Here is a 23181-nt window from a genome sequence, read left to right on the forward strand (position 1 = left end):
TGATGCGGCGTGGCCCGCTGGTCTGTGGACGGCATCACACACCTCGCGGCACTGACCTCGCGCGGCAGGCGTGATACGGTCATGCAAAACAAACGCCGTGCGTTCGGACGGATGAGGGAGGCGTGCCATGCACAAGGTCTGGATCGAGGCGGCGTTGAACGGACCCTGGAGCCGCGCGCTTCAGCCCGGCATTCCCGACACGATCGAAACGATCATCGCCGAGGGCATCGCCTGCGCGAAGGCCGGCGCGGCCATCATTCACACCCATGCCTATGACGGCAGCGGGCCGCAGAGCTTCGACTGGCAGGTCTATGCGCGCATCATCGAAGGCATTCGTGCCAGGGTCGACGTTCCCGTCTATCCGTCCATCCCCGGCCTCGACGCACGCGGCAATATTGCGGACCCCAAGACGCGCTTCGTCCATATCGAGGCGCTGGCCGAACGCGGCCTGCTCGAATTCGCGGTGATCGATCCCGGCAGCGTCAACTTCACGCTGACAGCGACCACGGCAGAGGCAAAACCGGCGGAGACCTATCTCAATCCGGAGACCCACATCCGGCACGGGCTTGGCGTTGCCAAGCGGCACGGCATCCATCCTGCCTTCGCCATCTACGAGCCCGGCTTCATCCGCGCCGGCGCGGCGCTGGCGCGCGCGAGCGGCGTGAAGACGCCGATCTATCGCTTCATGTTCTCGCAGCAATTCGCGTTCTGCTTTCCGCCAAAGCCTTACGGCCTCGCCGCGCTGGTCACGCTGGCGCAGGAGGAGGCGGCCGGCGCACCCTGGATGGTCTCCGGCCTCGGCGTCGACATCACGCCGCTGGTCGGCGAGACCGTGGCGCGCGGCGGCCATATCCGCGTCGGGCTCGAGGATGCGCTACTGGGCTCAACGGCAACCAATCTCCGCCTTGTCGAGGATGCCGTGAAGATGGTGCGCGCGCACGGCGGCGAGCCGGCGACGGTCGCCGAGGTCCGGCAGGCGCTCGCGAACGGTTAACGCGCCCCCTCACCCGGATTACGCCCGGCGGAACCGCAATCTTTCACGCGTCCGTCGGTTGTATTCGCAGGCCCGGAGTCTTATGCGTAACGCCATGGACACCCAGATCATCGCCGCCGAAAAGCCCCTGATGGCACAGGCGCGCCCGCGCAAGCCGGCGCCGTTCCTCCCGATGAGCCGCGCCGAGATGGATGCGCTCGGCTGGGACGCGTGCGACATCGTGCTGGTGACCGGGGACGCCTATGTCGACCATCCCAGTTTCGGCATGGCGATCATCGGCCGGCTGCTCGAAGCGCAGGGCTTTCGGGTCGGCATCATCTCGCAGCCGGACTGGCACTCGGCCGAGCCGTTCAAGGCGCTCGGCAAGCCAAAGGTGTTCTTCGGCGTCACCGGCGGCAACATGGATTCGATGGTGAACCGCTACACCGCGGACCGGCGCATCCGTAGCGACGATGCCTACACGGCCGGCGGCGAAGGCGGCAAGCGGCCGGACCGCTGCACCGTCGTCTACGCCCAGCGCTGCCGCGAGGCGTACAAGGACGTAGCCGTAGTGCTCGGCGGCATCGAGGCCTCGCTGCGCCGCATCGCGCATTACGACTACTGGTCCGACAAGGTGCGCCGCTCGGTGCTGGCCGACGCAAAGGCGGATCTCCTGCTCTACGGCAATGCCGAGCGCGCCGTGGTCGAGGTGGCGCAGCGGCTCGCCGCCGGCGAAGCGCCGCGCGCGCTCGACGACATCAGGGGCGTCGCACTGTTCCGCAAGGTCCCTGCGGACTATGCCGAGCTGCACGCCGACGATCTCGACTCCGCCGACGAAGGCGCAACGCGCCAGAAGGGCGCGACCGTGATCCGGCTGCCGGCGCTGGAGCAGGTCGAGCAGGACAAGGAAGCGTATGCGCGCGCGTCGCGCGTGCTGCATCGTGAGAGCAATCCCGGCAACGCGCGGCCGCTGGTGCAGCGTCACGGCGATCGCGACCTCTGGCTCAACCCGCCGCCGATCCCGCTGACCAGCGAGGAGATGGACGCGGTCTACGACCTGCCTTACGCCCGCGCGCCGCATCCGTCCTACGGCGAGGCAAAAATCCCCGCCTGGGACATGATCAAGTTCTCCGTGACGATCATGCGCGGCTGTTTCGGCGGCTGCACCTTCTGCTCGATCACCGAGCATGAAGGCCGCATCATCCAGAACCGCTCCGAAGGTTCGATCCTGCGCGAGATCGAAAAAATCCGCGACAAGACGCCGGGCTTCACCGGCGTGATCTCCGACATCGGCGGCCCCACCGCCAACATGTACCGGATGGCGTGCAAGGATCCGAAGGTCGAGGCGGCGTGCCGGCGGCCGTCCTGCGTTTTCCCGGAGATCTGCCCGAACCTCAACACTTCGCATGACGATCTGATCCGGCTCTATCGCAAGGTGCGCGAGACCAAGGGCATCAAGAAGGTGATGGTCGCCTCCGGCGTGCGCTACGACCTCGCGGTCGAGAGCCCCGAATACATCAAGGAGCTCGTCACCCACCACGTCGGCGGCTATCTGAAGATTGCGCCCGAGCATACCGAGCGCGGCCCGCTCGACAAGATGATGAAGCCGGGCATCGGCGCCTACAACCAGTTCAAGCGGATGTTCGATGCCGCGGCCGAGCAGGCCGGCAAGAAATATTACCTGATCCCCTATTTCATCGCGGCGCATCCGGGCACGACCGACGAGGACATGATGAACCTCGCGCTCTGGCTCAAGAAGAACCGCTATCGCGCGGATCAAGTGCAAACCTTCCTGCCCTCGCCGATGGCGACCGCGACGGCGATGTACCACACCGGCGTCAACCCGCTGCGTGGCGTGCGGCGCGGCGGCAGCGACAAGGTCGAAGCGATCAAGGGCCTGCGCCAGCGCCGCCTGCACAAGGCCTTCCTGCGCTACCACGATCCCGACAATTGGCCGGTGCTGCGCGAGGCCTTGATCGAGATGGGCCGCCGCGATCTGATTGGCTCGCGTCCCGACCAGCTCGTGCCTGCGCATCAGCCGCCCGGCACCGGCAAGGCCGCCGGCACCAAGCGTCCCCTGCGCCCCGGCGGCAAGACGCAGCGGTTCACGACCAAGGGTCTGCGGGTGATGAAGTAGCAGGCCGCTCGCCTGCTAGAGATCGAGCACCACCTCGCCTGACACGGCATCGGTCACGCCGCGTCCGTTGCCCTGGTCCTCGAGCACGGACCTGAAACTGTCGAGCGTCTTGATCATCGCCGAACGCGCCGCGACCAGCGCGTCCTGACTGGACCATAGGCCGATCAGGCAGAAGGTCTGCTCGCCGGTCTTGATGATGACGCCCTGCTTCAGGCCCGGCCATTTGGCCTTGCCGTCCCGATGCGCGTCGAGGAAGGCGGCTTCCTCACCCGGCTTCACCCTGAACCTGACGACGTTATAAACCTGCATGATGCGCCTCCTGAAAATGGATTGATAAAAGCGGGCGCCGTTCGAGGGTCTCGACGAAATGTCCGGACGGCAACCCGGCCGATTGTTGCCCTCGCACGCAGCGCCGTCACCGTGACAAATCATCATGGCGAAGCGAAAGGCGCGAGCCGGATCAGGTCCCGGTTCGGCCGGCCGTTGATCATGCTCCCAGAACCAAAATGTCGAAAACAACCCCATGCACAGTAGACGGCATGAGCGGGATCAATGGGTTAGACACTCTGCGCAGCGGTTGATCGGAAGGGCAAAAAGTCGTTGCTCCGTCGGGCAAAACAGGAGCAGGATGGCATCATCGGGCGTTGCATGAAATACGACCGCGAGGCAGCGGCGCTTTCCTTGTTTCCGGCGTTAGTCGGCCGCGCCGATATCGAGATCCGAAAAATCCAATTTCCCTGTCGTTGCTTCGCGCTCTGTTGATGCGCGATCGATCGTGCGCGGAAATCTCTTGACCGCTTCGCAATCATGTAACATATCAAGTTACATGAAACGCGACAGCCGATTGTCCGGCGTGCTCCACGTCCTGCTGCACATGGCGCAGCAGCCGGGCCCCTTCACGTCCGAGACGCTGGCGAAAGCCATGGACACCAACCCGGTGGTGATCCGCCGCATCATGGCGGGCCTGCGCGACCTCGGGTACGTCCGCTCGGAAAAAGGGCATGGCGGCGGCTGGACGCTTGCCTGCGACCTCTCGAAGGTGACGCTGCGCGACGTCTACGCCGCGCTCGGCAGTCCCTCGTTGCTCGCCATGGGCAACCGCACGGAGGCGCCCGGCTGCCTCGTCGAGCAGGCCGTCAATGCCGCGCTCGATCAGGCCTTTCACGATGCGGAGGCGCTGCTGCTGTCGCGCCTCGGCGAGGTGACGCTGGCGATGCTCAGCGACGACCTTCGCAAGCGGCTCGGCTCCCGCAAGCATCAGGGCATGAACGCGCATCGCGCGTGATCGCTCCATTTATCAAGGCAACATCATGACCGACGTTCAAGCCATGTTCTCCGATCCGCAAGCCGTGGCGCGATACACCGAAGGCCCGCCGCGCTTCGTTCCCGGCTACAATGCCATGCTGTCCATGGCAGCGATCCTGCTGGCCGAACGCGTTCCGGAAGCTGGGAAGGTGCTCGTGCTCGGTGCCGGCGGTGGCCTGGAGCTGAAGGCCTTTGCGCAGGCGCATCCCACCTGGAGTTTTGACGGCGTTGATCCCTCCGCGGCGATGCTGGCGCTCGCCGGGCAAACGCTGGGACCGCTCGCGCCGCGCGCGCGGCTTCATCACGGCTATGTCGACGACGCTCCGCGAGGACCGTTCGACGGTGCCAGCTGCCTCTTGACGCTGCACTTCGTCGACGTCGCGGAACGGCGCCGCATCGCCTCGGAGATCCGCCGCCGCCTCAAGCCGCGTGCGCCGTTCGTGGTCGCGCATTTGAGCGCGCCGAACGGCGAAGACGAGCGCCCACTGTGGCTATCGCGGTACTCCGCATTCCTGGCTGCCTCCGGCGTCGAGCCCGACAAGGCTGCGGCGGCGCGGAACGCCGTCACCAACCATCTGGAAATCCTCGCGCCCGCGCAGGATGAGGCGATCTTGCGCGAGGCCGGCTTTTTGGATCCCACCCTGTTCTATACCGGGTTCGCCTTCCGCGGCTGGGTCGCCTACGCGTGAGGCGTCACCACGGCCGGGCATTCATGCCAGAGCCGGATGCGCCGGGGTGTGTGGACATGATTCCTTATTCCGCGAAATCGGCGATGTCCGTTCTGCCATCAAATCCGGACATGGCCAGTTCGCCCCTGCGAGTCGGCAAAGGGCCATTTCCGGAAGTCAGTAGCCTCGCATCATGTCGATGTTCGCGATCAGCATGAGCCTGCTACTTCCTCAGGTAATAAGTGTTGGCAGAAGTGTTACATCAGCGTATACAACCTCACGATGCTCTCGGTGACGCGTAGCTTAGTTGGAGGATGAAAGGGTTGGCACCCAGACCCTTCGCTTAGCGCTCACCCCAACAGGGGGCGATAACATGCACCCTTTTCAGCTAAAGTCGTCCTGGCGATTGCGGGGATGATCGCTGGGTTTGGGCCCATCAATGCGGGTCCGTTGGACAAGTCGATGGAACCTCAATCGGCAATTCGGCACGTCCGGTTCGAGACGCCGACGCTGCCGCCGATGGCCTACACGATGTTTTGCCTGCGCTACGAGGATGAGTGTCGCGTACAGCCACAATTTCGCGGAGGGCTGGTTCGCCTAACCGGAGAACGCTGGGCTCTTCTCAGACAGATCAATCAGATCGTCAACCGCAGCATCATTCCTGACACCACCGAAGCAGGCTCGGGCGTCGAAGCCTGGTTGATCAATCCGGGTCGTGGCGATTGCAATGATTACGCAGTGACTAAGCGCCACGAACTGCTCAATCGCGGCTGGCCTTCAGGTGCACTGCTGCTGAGTGAGGTCGTGACGGACTGGGGAAAGCATCACCTCATTCTCGTCGTGCGTACCAGAAGCGGCGATCTGGTTCTCGACAATCTGACGCCAGTGATCAAGCCGTGGGCGCGTGTGCCCTACCGCTGGGTTCGAATTCAGTCGCCGAACCATGCTCGCCTGTGGACCACTATCGCCGACCGTGGGGAGTGCGCATCCGAGTTCTGCCACCGGCAAATCTTGCCTGCGTCAGCCTTGGGTCACAAGCGGCGCTCGAGCAGGTCCTAGCCCCGCGTCCGCTCTGCGTCCCATAGCCGACATTGCAAATGCCTAAGCCCAGTTCGGCTGAGGGCCAAAAGCGGGCCTGAGCTGGCCAAGCCGCTTCCTTGCGGAGACTTAGATGGCAAACGAGGCCGGCGCTTCGCCAGCGCAATGCCAGCGCCACATTTCATTGAAGGCCGTTTCGATGTGTCGAGCCATGCCGACCGTGTCGAACAGCGGCCAGGTGGACCGCTGCGCCGCCAGCTTGCTCCTGAGGGCGGTCTGCAGTTCGGGATCGTGTGCGATCCGAAGCGCCAAACCTTCATAGTCGTCCAGCGATGTTGTCACCAGCTCGGGAAGGCCGACAGCCTTCAAGAGACTGGCTGCAACACGCCCCACAAAGGCGGTGCCAAGGCAGGTCAGGACTGGCAGGCCAGCCCAAAGGGCGTCGCTGGCCGCGGTATGACCGTTGTAGGGCAGCGTGTCCAAATACAGATCGGCGAGCCGGTGGCGTGCCAAATGTTCGTTGGCCGGGACCTGTGGGGCGAACACGATTCTCTCGGCGGCGATGCCGCGCGCAACGGCTTCATGCCTCAGATTCCCGTTGGCGATCGGGTCCCCATCTAGCAGCCAAAGGACGCTGCCGGCGGTTTTGGCAAGCAGCCTCATCCAGACATCGAACAGCACGGGCGTGATTTTGATCGTTCTGTTGAACGCGCAGTAGACAAATGCATCGTCCCGCAGCCCGACCGCGCTGCGGGTCGGACCATCGGGCAGCAGCGGTCGCCTCGCGTCGGTCGGCAGATAGCTGTCGGGAAGATAAATCACCTTCTCGGCGTAATATTCCCGCTCGGCTTCCGGGATGACGATCCGGTCGGCCATGATGTAGTCGATATAGGACGCGCCCATCGTACCGGGAAAGCCGAGATAGTTGACCTGGATGGGAGCCGGCCGGCGCGCCAGGATTTTCGGCCGCGCACCGGCGGTGAAGCCTCCGAGATCGACGAGAACCTCGATGCCCAGCCGGCGTATCAGCTCGACCACGTCCTCGTCGGTCAGATCGCTGACATCTTCGAAGCGTTCGAAGGCCGTCTTCAGGCGGTCGCGCATCTGGCTGCGATCATCGGGTCCGTAAGAGATGGCGCTGACCTCGAAGCGCTCGCGGTCGTGCGCCTCGAAAACGCCGGCCATCAAATGCGCCATGGCATGATTGCGAAAATCGGCAGACAGGTACGCGACGCGCAGCCGGGAAGCCGGTGACGGCGTCGGGGAGATCGCGGCACCTCGTTCCGGGGCAATGTTGGCGACATAGGTCTTCGCACAGGTCAATTGGCGTGCAGGAGACGACGAGGCATGAAAGAAGATGAAGGGATCGACCGGCACGCCGGTATCGACGGCCTCGTCGAGAGCGGCCTGGTCACGTTCGAAATTGCGCCAGTCGGCGCGCGTCCGCCTCGAGGCAACGAGCTTGCTCAGCGCGAACGGGAAGGCCTTGGTCAGTGCGACCGTTCGTTCGAGCGCTCCGATCGCTTCGTCCTCTCGGCCCATCTGGGTGAGGAGCTCGGACAAGGCGAAATGGTACTGGGGATCCGACGGTCCAAGCTCGACGGCACGTTGGTAGCAGCCGCGCGCTTCATCGAGCTGGCCGAGCTGCCGGAGTGCACTGCCTCGGTTTGCGAACGCCCCGCTTGATGGCGCGATCGCGATGGCGCGATCAAACTCCGCGATGGCGCCATGAAACTCCTGCCGCGCCATCAGGATCGCGCCGCGATTGAGATGCGCATCGGCGAAGTTCGGCGACAGGGCAATCGTTTTCGCAAGCCAGGCGAGCGCGTCGTCCGTCTTGTCCAGTGCACGCAGCACGTTGGCATAGTTGAAAAGAACGTTGGGATTGCCGGGATCGACGCGGGCGGCCTTCTTGAGCAACGGCTCGGCGTCCGCAAACTGGCCGCGCTGGGCGTGCAACAGCCCGAGCATATGAAGCGCGACCGGATGCGTTCTGCTTCCCTTCAGAATGACCGCGTAGGCCCGTTCCGCGTCCGACAGATTGCCCGCGCGGTGCGCCACAATTGCCTGATCCAGACCAGCCGACGGATGGAGCGAGGAGGCGGCCGTCCCACCCTTGCTACGGCCTTGCTGCGACATGTGATGAAGTTCTTGGCTCCGCTGACGAAGTCGCGCTTTTAGAAAGCGGGCGTAATCTCGCGTCAAAGTTGGTGGCAGTCAACCCAAAATAGAAACACTGCAAGCAAACTCAGCACTCATATGGCCGCTTAGGGTCAAAAGCAGATGGTTTGCGGGCTGGGCTACAAGGTCCGCTAAGGGCCAGAAGGCGACATTCTTAACTATTGCGGCCTGTCATGATAACCTCCGACTAACATCTCGATCGTTCGGAGGAACAGTGGTCCACGATCTAGTGTCGTTAGCTGATGCCGTTTCTGACGAGCAGAGTTTCATTCGACTTCTGCAAAGAATGGCATTCGATCGGAAGGACGAGCAGCAGAAGGGATTGGCCGCCCCAAGCTCGCCATACGAACCCGGAGCTAACGGCTGGGAAAATGGTTCGATAGAAGCCTTTTTGGAAGCGGCGGCAGCCTGGGCCGAAGCGACACAGGACACTTCCAGTCTGGAGGCAAAGGCGGCCAACATCTGGCGTCGCGCGGCGCAGATCATTGTCGCGGGAGCATTCTATGAATGATCTCGCCGGAAGCGCGATGTCCGCAATGGGTCAATCGCGACGGTTTGGCCCCTGACAGCCGACATATCCCCGGCCATGGGATGCGGCAGCGATGGGCCAAAAGACGACAATCCACGCCCGACTTGATACAAGGACGCCGTCACGACGGGGCGCTAGGGCACGACCGCGAAAGCCGCACATGAGCGAAGGCCAAGACAGCAGCCGACTTCCCCCTATCCAGGCGATTGATGCAATTCGTGGAGCGCCAAGCATGTACGTTGGAGAGCATCCGACGGGAGCGCTGCTTGCGGGACGCATGGCGGAGACTCTGATCTTGCTGGACGCAACTCCCCTGAAGGTTGTGAATGCCGGGGCATGGTATTCAGTTTATGCAGAGAAAGACTGGCTGGCGAGGGAAAATGGCACCCCTTCCTTCGATGCATTTTATCGCTTAGTTCCTTTGCAAGGTGGCGGGCGCTTTTGTGACAGAGCCGAGGTCTTACTCACCGCGTTGGCCCATGCTGTCGCAACGGTCGGCGTGGATGGCACGAACTGGATCAGGGGCGAACCAGCGGAAGGCCATTTACCTGACGGGATTACCTTGTCGTTGCCTCAAAATAGAGGGCGATTGGTTGTTTTTTGCTATGCGCAACCCGTTGCAGCGGGGTCCAAGGCGTCCAGCTAGGTGGTCCGCTTAGGGGCAAAATGCGAAGAACTCAGGTTGAGCAGATCTGGCCCGCTCTGACTCAATGAGCGGACCTGCGGCAGGCGAGGCGCAACTTCGCAGATGGGCCACGTCCAGACATCGCCGATGGGTATATAGAATCATCGTCCACCCTGGAGAACAGCCAAGTGGCCCGAATAGAATCCTTCGTATGGATCGTAACGACTTTCATAATCATTTTGGCCGCCACTCAACTACGGGCTTTAGCAACACCAGAAGCGTCTGCATGCGGCTACCTCACTGGTCTAATTGATAAGGCACCGTCATCAGGGCCGTTGTTCCTGCCCAGCTATCCGACCGTCGAACCGGGGCCTCTGCATGGCGCCGCCTACCTCTATGACAATGCGGTAGCCGCCATCGCATTGGTCGGTTGCGGTGAGCAAGACAAAGCGTATCGGATTGGCTCGGCGATTCTCTGGGCCATCGACAACGACCGCACCTGGCATGATGGACGGCTCAGGAACGCTTACGCCGCGGGTGTGGTGACGAATGGCCCCGTAAAACTTCCAGGTTGGTGGGACAATACTCAGAACAAATGGTTAGAGGATCGATATCAGGTGGGCAGCGATGTTGGTAACATGGCATGGGCCATGTTGGCGTTGCTGTCGATTGACGTGAACGCCGGCTCTCGGTTCCGCGATGGTGCCGCACGGCTTGGCGCCTGGGTCGCGCAATGGGCCGATACGCGCGGTACTGGCGGTTTCACGGGCGGTACGTTTGGGCACGAGCCGACGCCGGAAGTGCGGACATGGAAATCGACTGAACATAATACTGACCTCGCCGCCGCGTTTGGCCTTCTTGCGATCCGTACGGGCGATTCGCGCTGGCGCGATAAGGCAACCGTTGCTGAGTACTTCGTAAATACGATGTGGGATCCGGGGTGCGCCTGTTTCGCCGCAGGGACCGCTGAAGACGGTGTCACGCATAATCCGATTTTGGCTCTGGATGCCCAGATCTGGCCCTTAACAGCGCTTCACGGAGCGGCCGGGAAATTTGCATCGGCAATGACGACCGCCGAACAGCGAATGAGTGTCGGCGGAGGCTTTTCTTACGGTGAAGACCGGCACGGTGTGTGGACCGAAGGGACGGGCCAAATGGCTCTCTTGATGAAATTGCTCGGCAAGACTGAGAGGGCAGAATCGTTGATCGCTGTCATCGAATCCCAGAGGTCGCCCGATGGTGGGTTCTATGCCACGACTGTCCGCGCGTTACCGACGGGGTTCGTGTTGGACACCGACCCGACCAAGCCGCGAAACTATTTCCGATTGTCACATCTTGGCGCAGCTTCGTGGGCTGCCCTCGCGGAACGTGGGTTCAATCCCTTTACGATGACAAAAGGACTTCCCTAGCTGAGCCGCAGTTGACCGTGGCTCTCTCAGTGCTCAGTTCGCATCCGCCGACACACCATCTTCCGACGACGAAGTACGGTCTCCCACCGACGTGAGCGGCGGCATTCTCAGCGGCTGCAGAAGCAACGCCGCCGTTAACCCTGTCGGCAAATGATTCGCCGCAGGTCGGCAATCGCCGACAAGTTGCCTCATTGCAGCGGAGAATTTCCAGCGGCACTAAGCTAGGTTAGAGGCGCTGTATGCTGAAAATGGCGTTGTTGGGCTTCCTCATCCTGTTGAGTGTAGGGGTGCTGTCGGCAATGGAGCTGAACGCTCCACCGCGCCGCGCCCTCGCGATCGCCCAGCCGCTTGCCGAGCAGAGCGCAAGCGTCTCCGATTCACATGACGCGTTGCCGAAGGCCGATCGCCTCGAGGTTGCCGCTGTGAGCAGCGCGATGCCGACACAAATTGCTCCGGTCGATAACCACGTTGCTCCGCAAGACATCCAGGTCGGTTCGTCCGCGCCGGAACCGATTGTCCGTCATCGGCGCGACGCAAAGACGATCGCGACCGCCGAACGCCCCAAGCCGAAGCCAAAGGCAATTGTTGCCAAGCGAACTGCGAATGCTCAACGTGCAAAGGCCGCCGGCGAGACCGAGCCCTGTCGGCTCAAGGCGTTCGGCGGCCTGCTCAAGGCATTGAATTTGACAGGTTGCGAAATCTGAGGCCGCTTCCGAACACGGCCAGAGCAAGGTCGAACGACCTGACGTCGTGGTGCGAACCCGGGCCTGCTTACGGGCACACCCCTTGCAGCCATTTTCCCTCGGCCGACGTCTCGCAAACTCTCCCGATCATCCATATGTTGCCCCCATGAAAAAGATCGGCTTTCTCTCCTTCGGCCACTGGACGCCCTCGCCGCAGTCGCAGACCCGCTCGGCGGCGGATACGCTGCTGCAATCGATCGAGCTTGCGGTTGCGGCCGAGCAGCTCGGCGCGGACGGCGCCTATTTTCGCGTGCACCATTTCGCGCGACAGCTCGCCTCGCCCTTCCCGCTGCTCGCCGCCGTCGGTGCCAGGACCAGCAGGATCGAGATCGGCACGGCCGTGATCGACATGCGCTACGAGAACCCGCTCTACATGGTCGAGGACGCCGGCAGTGCCGATCTCATCGCCGGCGGACGGCTGCAGCTCGGCATCAGCCGCGGCTCGCCCGAGCAGGTGATCGACGGCTGGCGCTACTTTGGTTATCGCCCGGCTGACGGCCAGAGCGATGCCGACATGGGCCGGCGTCATGCCGAGGTCTTCCTCGACCTGCTGCGCGGCGAAAGTTTTGCCGAGCCCAATCCGCAGCCGATGTTTCCGAATCCGCCGGGGCTGCTACGCCTCGAGCCGCATGCCGCGGGCTTGCGCGAACGGATCTGGTGGGGCGCCGGCTCGAACGCGACCGCGGTGTGGGCGGCGCAGCTCGGCATGAATCTGCAGAGCTCGACGCTGAAGAACGACGAGACCGGCGAAGCCTTTCACGTGCAGCAGGCCGCGCAGATCCGGGCCTATCGCGCAGCGTGGAAAGAGGCCGGCCACAGCCGCGAGCCCCGCGTGTCGGTCAGCCGCAGCATTTTCGCGCTGATGAACGATCGCGACCGCGCCTATTTTGGCGGCGAGCGCGGCGGCGAAGACCAGATCGGCTTCATCGATCCGCGCACCCGCGCGATCTTCGGCAGGTCCTATGCCGCCGAGCCCGATGCGCTGATCGAGCAGTTGCGGCAGGACGAGGCGATCGCCGAGGCCGATACGTTGCTGCTGACGATTCCGAACCAGCTCGGCGTCGACTATTGCGCGCATGCGATCGAGGCGATTCTGAAGCATGTCGCGCCGGCGCTCGGGTGGCGGTAGTCCGCCGGCTTGATCAGGATGAGGCGCTCCATGAGCGCGTTACGTTCGACAGGTCGATCCGCAAGGGCGGATGCTGCCGAGTTCGAGGTTGCTTCGCGCCGGATGCTGGGCCGGTTTCCGGGGTCTTGTGACCCGGTTCAGCCGCCGCTCAGGCTGTGGCTGATGCGCGTCACGACCTCGTCCCATTGCCGCTTCTCGGCCGCGGGATAGTTGATCAGCACGCAATGAACGTAGCGGCTCGAGAAGTTGCAGCGGTCATACCAGATCTTGTCACGCTTGATGCTGGAAACGACGAAGAAGCCGGGCGTGATCCGCTTGTAGACGATCGCCGATGGCGGTTGCTTCGCCGCGAGGAACGCGGCGGGCGAAATACCCTGTTCGCGGCGAACGGCCTGCACGGTGAGATCGGCGCCGCCGTCGGGCGTACGAAATTGTTGGCCATATCCGTCTGGTTTTCCGGCCTGTTCCGTGAAGACCGAGGTGGGAATGTCGACCGATGTTCCAGTCTCGGGAATGCGATAGGTGGTCCAGCTGTCGGCCCGGGCAAGAACCGGGGACATGGCAGAGAGTGCAATGACAATAGCGGCTATCGTCTTCATGTCGGCCTCATCAGTTGCGCGGCGCCAATTGCAGCTCCAGCAAGGCGATCCGCTGCAAATTCGCCACGTCACGCTCTCCCGCACCAGCCGTACGCAGGATGGACTCGGCGAGCGCATTGACGTGCGAGGAATGCACGGGCTCCGGCAGGGTCGCGACCGCAGCTTCCAGGGCGGTGGTCATGAGCTCGATCACCTCGGGGGAAAATTCTGTGTTGGAAAAGTTCTTCATCTCGCGAGCCGGCCGCTTGTGCGAGCCATCGGCCTAACGCCGGGAAAAAGTGGAAGTTCCTGCAATGGGCCTGCGCAACCTCTGGCGATCGCGCAGCCAGATCGATGCCATACTATCCTTGTCTTCCTGACGGCGCGTTCGCCGCCATTCGCCGGATTGCGCGATGAACCAGCATCTGTCCCTCGTCAGTCTCGTGGTCGCCGACTATGACGAAGCGATCGCCTTCTTCACGCGCGCGCTGAATTTCGAGCTTTGCGAGGACTCGCCGCTCGGCGGCGGCAAGCGCTGGGTGGTCGTGCGGCCACGGGGCAATTCCGGCACTGGCCTGCTGCTGGCGCGCGCGGACGGTCCGGCGCAGACGGCGCGCATCGGCGACCAGACCGGCGGGCGCGTCTTCCTGTTCCTGGAAACGGATGATTTCAAGCGCGATCACGCGCGCATGACCGCCGCTGGCGTACGCTTCGTCGCGGCGCCACGGCATGAAGCCTATGGCGTCGTGGCGGTGTTCGAGGATCTCTGTGGCAACCGCTGGGACCTGATCCAATCAGTCAAGCGCAGTTGACGCAGGCGCCGCCTCGCGCAGCCTCACCCCGTCTTCGTGCCGGTGACGACGGCGAGCGCCTCGACGAGGCGGTCGAGATCGGCCTCGTCGGTAAAGAGCGCCGGGGTGACACGGATGCATTGGCCCTTGGCGACGCCGGCACGGCGCACCGTCATGACCTTGTGGCTGTCCCGGAGCTTCGCCACGATGGCGTCGTTGTCTACCTTGCTGGTCTTGCCGGCGAGGCGGAACGACGTGATCGCGCCGTATGAGCCGACTTCATCCGGCGTCAGGATCTCGATGTCCTTGAATCCACGGGCGCGGCTCACCCAATAGTCGCGCAGATGGCGCAGGCGGGCCTGTTTCGCCGCCGCGCCGATCTGCTGATGCAGCGCCACGGCCGTCGGCACCGTCAGCACCGTGGCGAAATTGACCGTGCCGGTATGAACCCGCGAGCGGATATCGGTCTCCGCAAAATCCTCGTCACCCATGTCACGGTCGATGTCGGCGAGGCGGTCCTTTCTGATGTAGAGGAAGCCCACGCCGAGCGGCGCGCCGATCCATTTGTGCAGGTTGAAGCCGACGAAATCGGCCTCGAGCTCGCTGACCCGGAAGTCGATCTGTCCCCAGGAATGCGCGGCGTCGACGATGGTGTCGATGCCCTTGGCCCTGGCCATGCGGGCGATCTCGGCGATCGGCATCACGAAGCCGGTGCGATGGCTGACATGGGTGAGGAGGAGAAGTCTTGCCTTCGGGTTCGCCTCGAGGATTCGGGCATAGGCGTCGAGCACCGCTTGGCGGGTGGCGGGCTCCGGCACATCGAACTTGACCACGTCGACACCGCGGCGGCCCTTCAGTGCGTTCATCGCATATTGCATCGAATCATAGTCGAGGTCGGCGTAGAGCACGCTGTCGCCGGGCTTCAGCCTGTTGTAGCCGCCGATCAGGAGCTGCAGCGCTTCGGTCGCACCGCGGGTAAGCGCGATCTCCTCCGGCGCCGCGCCGACCGCCTCCGCCACCTTGACGCGCACGGCCTCGAAATCCGCTCCCGCGCGTTGCCGCGCGTAGTAGGTGTTCTGAAAGTTGATCATGTCGGACTGGCGGATGAACTCGCGCCGCACCGGCTCGGTCATGATGCCCCAATAGCCGTTCTCGAAATTGACGACATCGGGCGTCACGGCATAGAGCCCCTTCACGGCCGACCAATAGGCCTTGTCGGTGGCGATGGCCGCGGCAGATCCCGTCGGCTGCGCCGGAAGGCTCTCGGCCGCCACGGCCGGTGCCGCCAGCGACGCGACGGCTGCAGCCGCAAGGCCCTTCAGGATCGACCGGCGGTCGGACGACATTGTCTCAGTCGGATGCATATCAGTCTCCACGATGCGCGGGATAAGGAGCAGCGATCGATAGAGCGTGAATGACGGAGCGATGACAATTCGATGATGCCGAGGTGAGTTCGATCAAACTCCGCGAGCCGATTCCGGCGAGGCAAACCGCGTCAGCCAATACCGGCGGGCCGAATGAGATCGACAAGATCGCGATTAGAAACGGACGACGGCGTCGTCAAACCGCCGCGCTGAAGGCGCCGCCGTCGGGATGAGGCGCCACCGAGCCCGCGGGGGCATGATTGACGACGAGGCCGGTCGGCACGGAGTTGTAGCGCGACAGCGCTGCGGTGACCCGCCGCATCGCCGCCGAACCGAGCTCGCCGGCGCGCACCACCGGGATGATCAGATCCGCATGCGCGGCCAGCGCGATGGCGTCGGGCTGAAGCGCGAGATTGCTGGCATGGACGACGATCAGGTCGAACTCCGAGCGAATGTCGTCCTCGGGCCGTGCGTCGGCTTTACGGCCGGCACTCAGCAGCTCGACGATCGACTGAAGTCCGGCCGTGGTCGAGCCGTCCTGCCATTCGGTCACCGGCGGCTGGGCACCGGCGAATTCCGGCTGCAGCCGGATCAGCACGCTCATCATGCCGCGATTGACTGCTGCGCGATTGAGCGAGCGCGCCACGGTATTGCCGCCGGCGCTCTTGCCGACCGACAGCACGAGGGCGACCTTGCAGCCGCGCACCGGCGTGCGATCGATCCGTTCGAGCAGCGGACGCAAGTAGGCGCCGAGATCGATCTCGGCTGTGGCGGCAACCGGCTTTTGCCAGACCGTGTTGAGAACCGCTCCGGATGCCAGATCGGGAATGCGCGCCCAGACAGGCAAGTTTGGCATCGGCTCGGGCGGGGGCGCGGCAGGCGCTGGAGGCTGGACTTGCCGATGGGGCGTGCCCTCCGCTTTCGCACGTACAGGCGCTTGAGCGGGAGCCTCTGCCGGATCGCTCTTGTCGGACACGCTTCCCATCGCCGCGACAGCGGCGGTCGAGGTCAGCAGCGAGCCGATGGCGAGCGCGGCAAGCAGCAGAGCGAGCGGCGGGCGCGTCGAGCGTCGCGGCGGAATGGCGGGCGATGCGATCTTGGTCTGGGAGCTCTGAAGCTGGCGCTGCTCGTTGGTCGTCTTGAACCGCGACAGAAACTGCTCGTAGATGTTCCTGTTGGCATCGGCGTCGCGCTGTAGCTCCTGGAGCTTCACCAGCGCCTGGCCGTCGACCAGCATCTGCGTCTCGAGCGCCTTGAGCTGCTTTTCCAGCGCGTTCTGCTGTTCGAGCTGGGCCTCGTACTCCGACTTCGCGGTGTCGATGTTCTTCTTGCGCTCGACCTCGATCTGCCGGTTGAGATCGGCGAGCTGGCTGTAGGAGATCGCCAGATCGGGATGGCGGTCGCCGTAGACCGCCTTCTTCTGTGCGATCTGGTCATTCAGGGTCGAGCGTTGCGCGCGCAGCATGCTCAGGAGGTCCTGCTTCACGGGACCTTCGACATTGGCCTTGAGATCGCGCTGCACCTGCTCGTAACGCGCCTTGGCTTCCTCGGTGCGCAGGCGCGCGGCGGAGACCTGCTGGTTGAGATCGGTCACCCGCAATTGCTGGGTGGTGGAATCCTTGCCGGCATTGAGGATCTTGTGCTCGAGCCGGAAGGCCGCGACGGCATCTTCCGATGCGCGCAGGCGCTCGTTCAGTGTCTTGAGGCGGTCCTTGAGCCAGTCGGCCGCCTCGTCCGTCGCGTCGGTGCGGACGCGGCCCTGGCTCGCAACGAAGGCATCGGCGATGGCATTGGCGTAGTACGCCGCACGCTCAGCACTGTTCGAGGTGAACGAGATGGCGATGACATAGGTCAGGCCGCGGCGCGAGATATCGAGACGGTTGCGGAATTTTTCGAGCAGGCGCGTCATGTCGGTGTAGCCGCCCGCGATATCCTCGTCCTCGGCGATCTGGAGCTTCTCGATCAGCGGGCGGAGAAAGCCGTCCGATTTGGCGATCTCGATCTGGCTCTGGAGCGCAGCGGCGTCCTGGCCGATGCCGGGCAGCACGTCCTGGTCCGGGGTCACGCGCAGTTCGCGGGGATCGACGACGACCAGCGCCGTCGCAGCATAGCGCACCGGCAGAACCATCAGCACGACGACGCCGAGAGCAAACAGCGCTGCTGCCAGCGTCAGAATGCGGCGGCCGTTCTCGCGCAGGAAAGCGAGTGCGCCCGAGACGGTCAGCGATCCCTCGATCCGCGCAGGCGCAGCGCCGTCAGGCTTTGCCGCAGCAGCCCGCGGCGCTTCCCACGAAGCCGCAGGCTCCGTCGGGGCGATGCTTCGCGGAGATGCGCTTCGACCGAACGCCATAGGATTGGACTCGAAATCAACTGACAACCACGGCTCAGAGGCTTGCTACACCGTAAATATCCATGGTTAACCGGCGGTTACGGCTGGGAGCGCGGGGCGGTCATAGCTCGCGGCTTTGCTCAGCCGGAAACGCCGGTTCTTCGCTTCGAACATTCGCCTGCTGGCCTGCTCTCGGCCTTGCGCAGGAGTGGCGGGCCGTTCGGAACAGCTCATGCTCAAACCATTGAAATCGCTATTAGATAAATGCGGCGGGTTGCGCTGATCCCGACAATTTCCAAAACGGGTCAGAAGCGGCACGTGCTGCCCAGCCGGAAGGATGGCCAAGACGCGACCAATGCGTGGAGCCCCCGATGACAATTGTACTTGCCGACGCTTTGGCGATTAGATCAGCTCATTCACTCCGCGTTGCCGGGTACTGTGCCTGACCGTCGAGATCACTGGAGCCCGGCTTGCTTTGGCGTAACGCTTTCCTGACCGTGCTCGTTGCGCTCATTGCGGTGAGCTTTTTGCCATTGCTTCGGAGGCCGTGGCGCAATCCGGTTCGGTTCGATTCCAATCGGCCTTATCGGGCCTATACCCGAGACTACGACCTGGAGATCAAGGCCGACGATCTGGACGCCGTCCTGACGATGCTCCCTGACCGCCACTGGGCCGAGCGCTTTCCGGAGGTCGACGCGGAACCGCTGTACGACTTAGAAGCGGACCTTGCCGCTCGACGTGCGGGCATGGCGGCTTCCCAACCGCAAGACAGCTCCGCTCTTGGTGCCGCTGATGCGGTCGTGTCGCTGCTGATCGATCATTCCGGATCGATGCGGGGACAACCGATGCTGTTCGCGGCCAGGGCTGCGCTGGCCGCCTCCGACCTGCTCGACAGCCTCGGCGCAAGGCAGGAAGTGCTCGGCTTCACGACGACGCGCTGGAAGGGCGGCCGGAGCCGGGAAAAATGGCTGAGCGACAGCCAACCTTCCTATCCCGGGCGATTGAACGACCTGCTGCATATCGTCTATTGCAGCACCGACGAGAAGCTGAGCGCGCGACGCTGTGCCACCATGCTGCGGCGAGATCTCGTCAAGGAGAATATCGACGGCGAAGCCATCGAGTGGGCAGCGTCGCGTTTGCGCCGGCGCGAAGAGAGGCGAAAATATCTGATCGTGCTGTCCGACGGTGCGCCGGTCGACGATTCCACTTTGCTCACGAATGGCGACGGGTATCTGATCCACCATTTGCGCCAAATCATCGGCGAGATCGAGCAGGCCGGCGACGTCCAGATTGCGGCGATAGGCATCGGCCATCCGGTCGAGCAATATTACAAGGACGGCGTCACCATCGGCTCTCCGGAAGAGCTGGAGAGCACGCTGCTTCAGCTCATCAACCGGCTCATTGTTGCACCTCGATGTTCGCGTCCTTGACCAGCTTGCGCCAGCGGTCCTCCTCCTGCCCCACATAGCGATCGAGCGCTTCCGGAGAGCCGCCAACCATGATGAGGCCTTCGTTGGCCTCGAGTTGCTTGAAGCCACCGGACTGAACGGCCTTTGCGACCGCCTGATTCAGGCGGGCAATCACGGGCGCGGGCGTCTTGGCCGGGGCGTACAATCCGTACCAGGACTCGGCGGCATAGCCGGGCACGCCTGCCTCGGCGACGGTCGGCAGTTGCGGAAACGCCGCCGAACGCTCGGCGGATGTGACCGCCAGCGCCCGGAGCTGGCCCGCAGCCACCAGCGAGGCCGCGCTTGCCACGGTGGTGAACATCACATCGATCTGCCCGCCCAGGAGATCGCTGATCGCGGGCGCCGCGCCCTTGTAGGGCACCGCCGTCATCTTGACCTTCGCCATCGCGTTGAACAGCTCGCCCGCGAGATGGGCCGAGGTGCCGGTGCCGAACGTCCCGAAATTGAGCTTGCCCGGATTGGCCTTGGCTTCAGCGATCAGATCGGCGATCGAGTTGATCTTGGATGCAGGGTTGACGACGACGATATTGAAGGACCGCGCGATCAGCGAGACCGCCGCGAAATCCTTGTGCGGATCGAACGGCAGCTTGTTGTACAGGCTCGGGTTGACTGCGTGGGCGAAGGTCGCCATCAGCAGCGAGTAGCCGTCGGGCTCGCTGGTGGCGACCGTCTGGGTTCCGATGATGGTCCCGGCGCCCGGCTTGTTCTCGATGATGACGGATTTGCCGAGGTCCGTCTGGATGTCCTGCGCCGTCGTACGCGCGATGATGTCGGTCCCGCCGCCGGCTGCGAAGGGCACCACGATCTTGATGATCTTTTCTGGATATTCCGCGCGCGCCGGCGCAACGCCCAGTCCTGCGACCATCGGCATGACGGCAAAGGCGAGGATGGCGAGGTCCAGCCAGCGCCGTACGGCGAAACCCTTCTTGCGAGCGCCGTCGTGATTGATGATGTCGCCAATGGCCATCTGGAGCTCCATGCGATCTTGTTCAGACATTGAGAACGACCAATCCGTCGGCTGCCTTCACGCCCTGGCCCGCCGGCAATACGAAAACCGGATTGATCTCGGCTTCAGTGAGGTGGTCGCCGAGTTGCGCAACCATGCGCGAGAAAGCGACGATCGTTGCGGCGAGCGCTTCGACATCGCATTTCGGCCGGCCCCGAAAGCCGTCCAGCAAGGGCCACGTGACGAGATCGCGCGCCATCGCGCGAGCCTCGGCCATGCCGAGGCCGCCCTCCGGTGGGAGCAGGCGCATCGTCGTATCCTTGAGCAGTTCGGCGGTGACGCCGCCCATTCCGAGCAGGATCGCTGTCCCTAAGGGATCGCGATGCATCCCGAGAATGATCTCGACGCCACCTGAAATCATCTCCTGAACCAGGAATTGGTCGGGTCGCTTCCCGGCTCTCGCCTCGACCTCCTCCGCCATCACGGTCAGGCGGCCGCCGATCGTTTCGGTGGTCAGGCCAACCGCGACGCCGCCGACGTCGCTCTTGTGCGCAATCTCGCGCGAGAGAATCTTGAGCACGACCCGGCCACCGAAGTCGCGCGCCGCCTGCTCCGCTTCGCCCGATGTTGCGACCACCTTCTCCGCCACGACCGGAACGTCGAAGCGCGCGAACAGGGTCTTGGCCTGTGCTTCATCAAGCGATCCCGCCGGAAAGTCGCCGAGATCGACCGCCGGCGCGATCGAACCGGATGTCTGGACCTGTTCCGGCATGCTGGCCCGCAAGAGCCCGTCGAGCGCGGCGGCACAGCTCTCGGCGGACGTATAAGCCGGGACGCCGCGCCGGGTGAGGACGGAGACCACGTCGGGCGCGTGGGGACTCACATAGGCGATGACGGGCTTGTCGCTCATCGGCAGGCAATCGTGGATGGCATCGGCCATCAGGGCCGGCGATCCCACGGCCGACGAGCCGACAATGATGGTCAGCGCATCGTAGGATGGACTTGCAAGCAGGATGCGGATCGCGGCGCGAAGCAGATCCGGCTGCAGACCGGCCAAGGTCACGTCGATCGGATTGCGATCGAGCGCGGCCTGCGATCCCGACTGAAGGCTGCGCAATTGCGCGGCCGTCTCAGTGTCGGGCGCGGGCGTTGCAAAGCCGGCGACGCCGAGACTGTCGGAGACGATCGTGCCGGCGCCGCCGGTCGAGGTCAGGATCGCCACACGCCTGCCGGACAACTTCCGTCCCACGCTAAGGGCTGCGGGAATGTCGAGCAGGTCTTCGAACGTCCTGGCGCGGATCACGCCGAGCTGACTGAACAAAGCGTCGTACATGCGATCAGAACCCGCAAGCGCCCCCGTGTGCGAGACGGCGGCCTTCGCACCCGCTTCCGATCGCCCGATCTTGAAGGCGACAACGGGCTTGCCGGCGCGGCGCGCCTTGAGGACCGCCTCGCGAAAGCGGGCGGGATTGCGAATCGCCTCGATATAGAGCGCGATGACCCTGGTCGCGCTGTCGTCAGCGAGAAAGTCGATGAAATCAGCAAGCTCGAGATCGGCTTCATTGCTGGTCGACACCAGCTTGGACAGCCCGACCCCGCGCGCTGCGGCGCGCGACAACAGGGCGCCGAGAATGCCCCCGCTCTGCGAGACCAGCCCGATCGCGCCTAGCGGGAAGTGATCCATCGCCAGCGCGCCGGAGGCCGACAGCACGATATTGTCGGTGAGATTGACCAGGCCGATCGTGTTCGGCCCGAGAAGGCGCATGGATCCGGCGGCTGCCATGAGCTGCTTCTGACGCGCGGCGCCCTCTGCTCCGGTTTCGGTGAAGCCGCTGGCGAGAACGATCGCCGCGACGGCGCCGCGCTCGGACAATTCGCGCACCGCGACGTGCGCGCGTTCCGCACCGAGCAGGACGATGCCGACATCAGGCACATCAGGCAGCGAAGCAACGTCGGCATAGCAGGTCAGGCCGCCGATCTCTGCGACCTTCGGATTGACGGGATAGATCTCACCCGCAAAGCCGTGCTTCTGGAGATAGGAGACCGGTCGCCCCGACGTCTTGCCGGGGTCCGCCGATGCACCGATCACCGCGACGCTGCGCGGCCGGATCAGGCGTTCGATCGCATTCATGGCTCACCCCTTCGACGGGGATTGCGCGAGGAACGCCGCCACGGCGTCGCGATGCTCCGCGCTGGTGTAGCAGATGGCCTGGGCCTGGCTGCCGAGATTGAAGATATCGTGCGCGGAATGCTCGAAGGTTTCATTCAGGATCTTCTTGCCCAGCGCCAGCGCAGTGGGAGACCCGTCAGCCAGTTCGGCCGCCCAGGCCTGCGCGGCCGGCAGAAGCTCGATCGAGGCCACCTTGCGATCGACGATGCCGAGCGAGAGCGCTTCGTCGGCCTCGACCATGCGCCCGGTGAAGATCAACTCCTTTGCCTTGGGAAGCCCAACCCGGCGCGGCAGGAAATACAGGCCGCCGCCATCTGGTATCAGCCCTCGCTTGATGTAGGACCAGGTGAATTTCGATCGTTCCGTTCCCATCACGAAGTCGCAGGCCAGCGCCGTGTCTGCACCGAGGCCCGCCGCAGCGCCGTTGACGGCGGCAATCGTGGGTTTCGGCAGGCCGAGCAGGAACGACTGCACGTGATGCACGCCCTGCTGGCGGCTCCATCCGTTGAATGCAATTTCGCCCTGCGGCGCCTCGAGCCGACGCTTCATTCCGCTGATGTCGCCGCCGGCACAGAAGGCGTTGCCGCGCCCGGTCAGCACCAGGGCCTTGATCGCCTTGTCGCGGGAGACAGCTTCAAGCGCATTGACGAACTCGGTGCGCATCTCGTCGCTCATGGCGTTGCGCCGCTCCGGCCGGTTGAATGCGATCGTCGCGACACCGGCTTCGACGGAAAATTCGATGAGCTGATAGGACATGGCAAGCTCCCTGGCTGGAGTCGTTAAGCCCTGCGCTGGCA

Annotated in this window: 21 protein-coding genes; 12 read left to right on the top strand and 9 right to left on the bottom strand. The window is 63.8% G+C overall.

Annotation, left to right across the window (positions count from 1 at the left end; translation table 11 throughout):
• Positions 1 to 127: 127 nt before the first annotated feature.
• Both I3J27_RS36855 and I3J27_RS36860 read left to right on the top strand, forming a co-directional pair.
• A complete protein-coding gene (locus I3J27_RS36855) occupies positions 128 to 994 on the top strand; it encodes a beta-keto acid cleavage family enzyme (RefSeq protein WP_270163708.1) in 867 nt (288 codons plus the stop codon).
• A 94-nt stretch (positions 995 to 1088) separates the two neighbouring features.
• Positions 1089 to 3110: a YgiQ family radical SAM protein gene (locus tag I3J27_RS36860; RefSeq protein WP_270172981.1), complete on the top strand. Its 2022-nt coding sequence runs from the start codon at positions 1089 to 1091 to the stop codon at positions 3108 to 3110.
• 15 nt (positions 3111 to 3125) lie between these two features.
• Here I3J27_RS36860 and I3J27_RS36865 read toward each other — a convergent pair whose 3' ends face one another.
• Positions 3126 to 3419 carry a DUF718 domain-containing protein gene (locus I3J27_RS36865; RefSeq protein WP_270163710.1) on the bottom strand — a complete coding sequence of 98 codons (294 nt, stop codon included), beginning with the start codon at positions 3417 to 3419 and terminating at the stop codon, positions 3126 to 3128.
• Positions 3420 to 3936: 517 nt separating this feature from the next.
• Between I3J27_RS36865 and I3J27_RS36870 the strand changes: the two genes are divergently transcribed.
• The 3 genes from I3J27_RS36870 (at position 3937) to I3J27_RS36880 (ending at position 6142) form a co-directional block, all read left to right on the top strand.
• Positions 3937 to 4395: an Rrf2 family transcriptional regulator gene (locus I3J27_RS36870; RefSeq protein WP_270163711.1), complete on the top strand. Its 459-nt coding sequence runs from the start codon at positions 3937 to 3939 to the stop codon at positions 4393 to 4395.
• Between the two features lie 25 nt (positions 4396 to 4420).
• Complete coding sequence (locus tag I3J27_RS36875; RefSeq protein ID WP_270163712.1) at positions 4421 to 5104, top strand: class I SAM-dependent methyltransferase; 684 nt, start codon at positions 4421 to 4423, stop codon at positions 5102 to 5104.
• A gap of 441 nt (positions 5105 to 5545) precedes the next feature.
• Entirely contained in the window at positions 5546 to 6142 is a 597-nt protein-coding gene (locus I3J27_RS36880; RefSeq protein ID WP_270163713.1) for a transglutaminase-like cysteine peptidase, read from the top strand.
• 108 nt (positions 6143 to 6250) lie between these two features.
• Here I3J27_RS36880 and I3J27_RS36885 read toward each other — a convergent pair whose 3' ends face one another.
• Entirely contained in the window at positions 6251 to 8260 is a 2010-nt protein-coding gene (locus I3J27_RS36885; protein WP_270163714.1) for an O-linked N-acetylglucosamine transferase, SPINDLY family protein, read from the bottom strand.
• 256 nt (positions 8261 to 8516) lie between these two features.
• Between I3J27_RS36885 and I3J27_RS36890 the strand changes: the two genes are divergently transcribed.
• The 5 genes from I3J27_RS36890 to I3J27_RS36910 all read left to right on the top strand — a co-directional run bounded on the left by I3J27_RS36890 (position 8517) and on the right by I3J27_RS36910 (position 12737).
• Positions 8517 to 8813, top strand: coding sequence for a DUF7660 family protein (locus I3J27_RS36890; protein WP_270163715.1), 297 nt, complete (start codon positions 8517 to 8519; stop codon positions 8811 to 8813).
• 178 nt (positions 8814 to 8991) lie between these two features.
• Positions 8992 to 9477: a hypothetical protein gene (locus I3J27_RS36895; protein WP_270163716.1), complete on the top strand. Its 486-nt coding sequence runs from the start codon at positions 8992 to 8994 to the stop codon at positions 9475 to 9477.
• Positions 9478 to 9644: 167 nt separating this feature from the next.
• Positions 9645 to 10865, top strand: coding sequence for a hypothetical protein (locus I3J27_RS36900; RefSeq protein ID WP_270163717.1), 1221 nt, complete (start codon positions 9645 to 9647; stop codon positions 10863 to 10865).
• 239 nt (positions 10866 to 11104) lie between these two features.
• On the top strand, positions 11105 to 11569 hold the full coding sequence (locus tag I3J27_RS36905) for a hypothetical protein (RefSeq protein WP_270163718.1): 465 nt from the start codon (positions 11105 to 11107) through the stop codon (positions 11567 to 11569).
• Between the two features lie 145 nt (positions 11570 to 11714).
• Positions 11715 to 12737, top strand: a complete 1023-nt coding sequence (locus I3J27_RS36910) for an LLM class flavin-dependent oxidoreductase (RefSeq protein ID WP_270163719.1) — start codon at positions 11715 to 11717, stop codon at positions 12735 to 12737.
• 137 nt (positions 12738 to 12874) lie between these two features.
• Here the strand turns inward: I3J27_RS36910 and I3J27_RS36915 are convergent, their stop codons facing one another.
• Positions 12875 to 13336 (bottom strand): hypothetical protein, encoded by a 462-nt coding sequence (locus I3J27_RS36915; RefSeq protein WP_270163720.1) that lies wholly within the window; start codon positions 13334 to 13336, stop codon positions 12875 to 12877.
• A 10-nt stretch (positions 13337 to 13346) separates the two neighbouring features.
• Positions 13347 to 13565: a hypothetical protein gene (locus I3J27_RS36920; RefSeq protein WP_270163721.1), complete on the bottom strand. Its 219-nt coding sequence runs from the start codon at positions 13563 to 13565 to the stop codon at positions 13347 to 13349.
• A 163-nt stretch (positions 13566 to 13728) separates the two neighbouring features.
• Here I3J27_RS36920 and I3J27_RS36925 point away from each other — a divergent pair, with 163 nt between their 5' ends.
• Positions 13729 to 14127, top strand: a complete 399-nt coding sequence (locus tag I3J27_RS36925; protein ID WP_270163722.1) for a VOC family protein — start codon at positions 13729 to 13731, stop codon at positions 14125 to 14127.
• Between the two features lie 23 nt (positions 14128 to 14150).
• Here I3J27_RS36925 and I3J27_RS36930 read toward each other — a convergent pair whose 3' ends face one another.
• Positions 14151 to 15470 carry an aminotransferase class V-fold PLP-dependent enzyme gene (locus I3J27_RS36930; protein ID WP_270163723.1) on the bottom strand — a complete coding sequence of 440 codons (1320 nt, stop codon included), beginning with the start codon at positions 15468 to 15470 and terminating at the stop codon, positions 14151 to 14153.
• Between the two features lie 196 nt (positions 15471 to 15666).
• Positions 15667 to 17820 carry a GumC family protein gene (locus tag I3J27_RS36935; RefSeq protein ID WP_270163724.1) on the bottom strand — a complete coding sequence of 718 codons (2154 nt, stop codon included), beginning with the start codon at positions 17818 to 17820 and terminating at the stop codon, positions 15667 to 15669.
• A 449-nt stretch (positions 17821 to 18269) separates the two neighbouring features.
• On the opposite strand from I3J27_RS36935, the gene I3J27_RS36940 reads away from it, so the two are divergent.
• Positions 18270 to 19229: a cobaltochelatase CobT-related protein gene (locus I3J27_RS36940; protein WP_270163725.1), complete on the top strand. Its 960-nt coding sequence runs from the start codon at positions 18270 to 18272 to the stop codon at positions 19227 to 19229.
• Here I3J27_RS36940 and I3J27_RS36945 read toward each other — a convergent pair.
• Genes I3J27_RS36945 through I3J27_RS36955 form a run of 3 tightly spaced genes read right to left on the bottom strand, consistent with a single transcriptional unit; the run spans position 19198 to position 23140 of the window.
• A complete protein-coding gene (locus I3J27_RS36945) occupies positions 19198 to 20235 on the bottom strand; it encodes a tripartite tricarboxylate transporter substrate binding protein (RefSeq protein WP_370692000.1) in 1038 nt (345 codons plus the stop codon). The genes I3J27_RS36940 and I3J27_RS36945 overlap by 32 nt on opposite strands.
• 22 nt (positions 20236 to 20257) lie before the next feature.
• Positions 20258 to 22345 (bottom strand): acetate--CoA ligase family protein, encoded by a 2088-nt coding sequence (locus I3J27_RS36950; protein ID WP_270163727.1) that lies wholly within the window; start codon positions 22343 to 22345, stop codon positions 20258 to 20260.
• A 3-nt stretch (positions 22346 to 22348) separates the two neighbouring features.
• Complete coding sequence (locus tag I3J27_RS36955; RefSeq protein WP_270163728.1) at positions 22349 to 23140, bottom strand: enoyl-CoA hydratase/isomerase family protein; 792 nt, start codon at positions 23138 to 23140, stop codon at positions 22349 to 22351.
• Between the last annotated feature and the right edge of the window lie 41 nt (positions 23141 to 23181).

Source organism: Bradyrhizobium xenonodulans (assembly GCF_027594865.1).
In the GTDB taxonomy this organism is placed as follows: Bacteria; Pseudomonadota; Alphaproteobacteria; order Rhizobiales; family Xanthobacteraceae; genus Bradyrhizobium; species Bradyrhizobium xenonodulans.

What these genes read in the sequence shown, in the direction of transcription:
- I3J27_RS36865 (WP_270163710.1), bottom strand. Translation starts at nt 3,419, where the DNA reads ATGCAGGTTTATAACGTCGTCAGGTTCAGGGTGAAGCCGGGTGAGGAA.
- I3J27_RS36905 (WP_270163718.1), top strand. Translation starts at nt 11,105, where the DNA reads ATGCTGAAAATGGCGTTGTTGGGCTTCCTCATCCTGTTGAGTGTAGGG.
- I3J27_RS36885 (WP_270163714.1), bottom strand. Translation starts at nt 8,260, where the DNA reads ATGTCGCAGCAAGGCCGTAGCAAGGGTGGGACGGCCGCCTCCTCGCTC.
- I3J27_RS36920 (WP_270163721.1), bottom strand. Translation starts at nt 13,565, where the DNA reads ATGAAGAACTTTTCCAACACAGAATTTTCCCCCGAGGTGATCGAGCTC.
- I3J27_RS36935 (WP_270163724.1), bottom strand. Translation starts at nt 17,820, where the DNA reads ATGGCGTTCGGTCGAAGCGCATCTCCGCGAAGCATCGCCCCGACGGAG.
- I3J27_RS36955 (WP_270163728.1), bottom strand. Translation starts at nt 23,140, where the DNA reads ATGTCCTATCAGCTCATCGAATTTTCCGTCGAAGCCGGTGTCGCGACG.
- I3J27_RS36880 (WP_270163713.1), top strand. Translation starts at nt 5,546, where the DNA reads ATGGAACCTCAATCGGCAATTCGGCACGTCCGGTTCGAGACGCCGACG.
- I3J27_RS36860 (WP_270172981.1), top strand. Translation starts at nt 1,089, where the DNA reads ATGGACACCCAGATCATCGCCGCCGAAAAGCCCCTGATGGCACAGGCG.
- I3J27_RS36915 (WP_270163720.1), bottom strand. Translation starts at nt 13,336, where the DNA reads ATGAAGACGATAGCCGCTATTGTCATTGCACTCTCTGCCATGTCCCCG.
- I3J27_RS36945 (WP_370692000.1), bottom strand. Translation starts at nt 20,235, where the DNA reads ATGGCCATTGGCGACATCATCAATCACGACGGCGCTCGCAAGAAGGGT.
- I3J27_RS36855 (WP_270163708.1), top strand. Translation starts at nt 128, where the DNA reads ATGCACAAGGTCTGGATCGAGGCGGCGTTGAACGGACCCTGGAGCCGC.
- I3J27_RS36950 (WP_270163727.1), bottom strand. Translation starts at nt 22,345, where the DNA reads ATGAATGCGATCGAACGCCTGATCCGGCCGCGCAGCGTCGCGGTGATC.
- I3J27_RS36895 (WP_270163716.1), top strand. Translation starts at nt 8,992, where the DNA reads ATGAGCGAAGGCCAAGACAGCAGCCGACTTCCCCCTATCCAGGCGATT.
- I3J27_RS36925 (WP_270163722.1), top strand. Translation starts at nt 13,729, where the DNA reads ATGAACCAGCATCTGTCCCTCGTCAGTCTCGTGGTCGCCGACTATGAC.
- I3J27_RS36910 (WP_270163719.1), top strand. Translation starts at nt 11,715, where the DNA reads ATGAAAAAGATCGGCTTTCTCTCCTTCGGCCACTGGACGCCCTCGCCG.
- I3J27_RS36875 (WP_270163712.1), top strand. Translation starts at nt 4,421, where the DNA reads ATGACCGACGTTCAAGCCATGTTCTCCGATCCGCAAGCCGTGGCGCGA.
- I3J27_RS36930 (WP_270163723.1), bottom strand. Translation starts at nt 15,470, where the DNA reads ATGCATCCGACTGAGACAATGTCGTCCGACCGCCGGTCGATCCTGAAG.
- I3J27_RS36870 (WP_270163711.1), top strand. Translation starts at nt 3,937, where the DNA reads ATGAAACGCGACAGCCGATTGTCCGGCGTGCTCCACGTCCTGCTGCAC.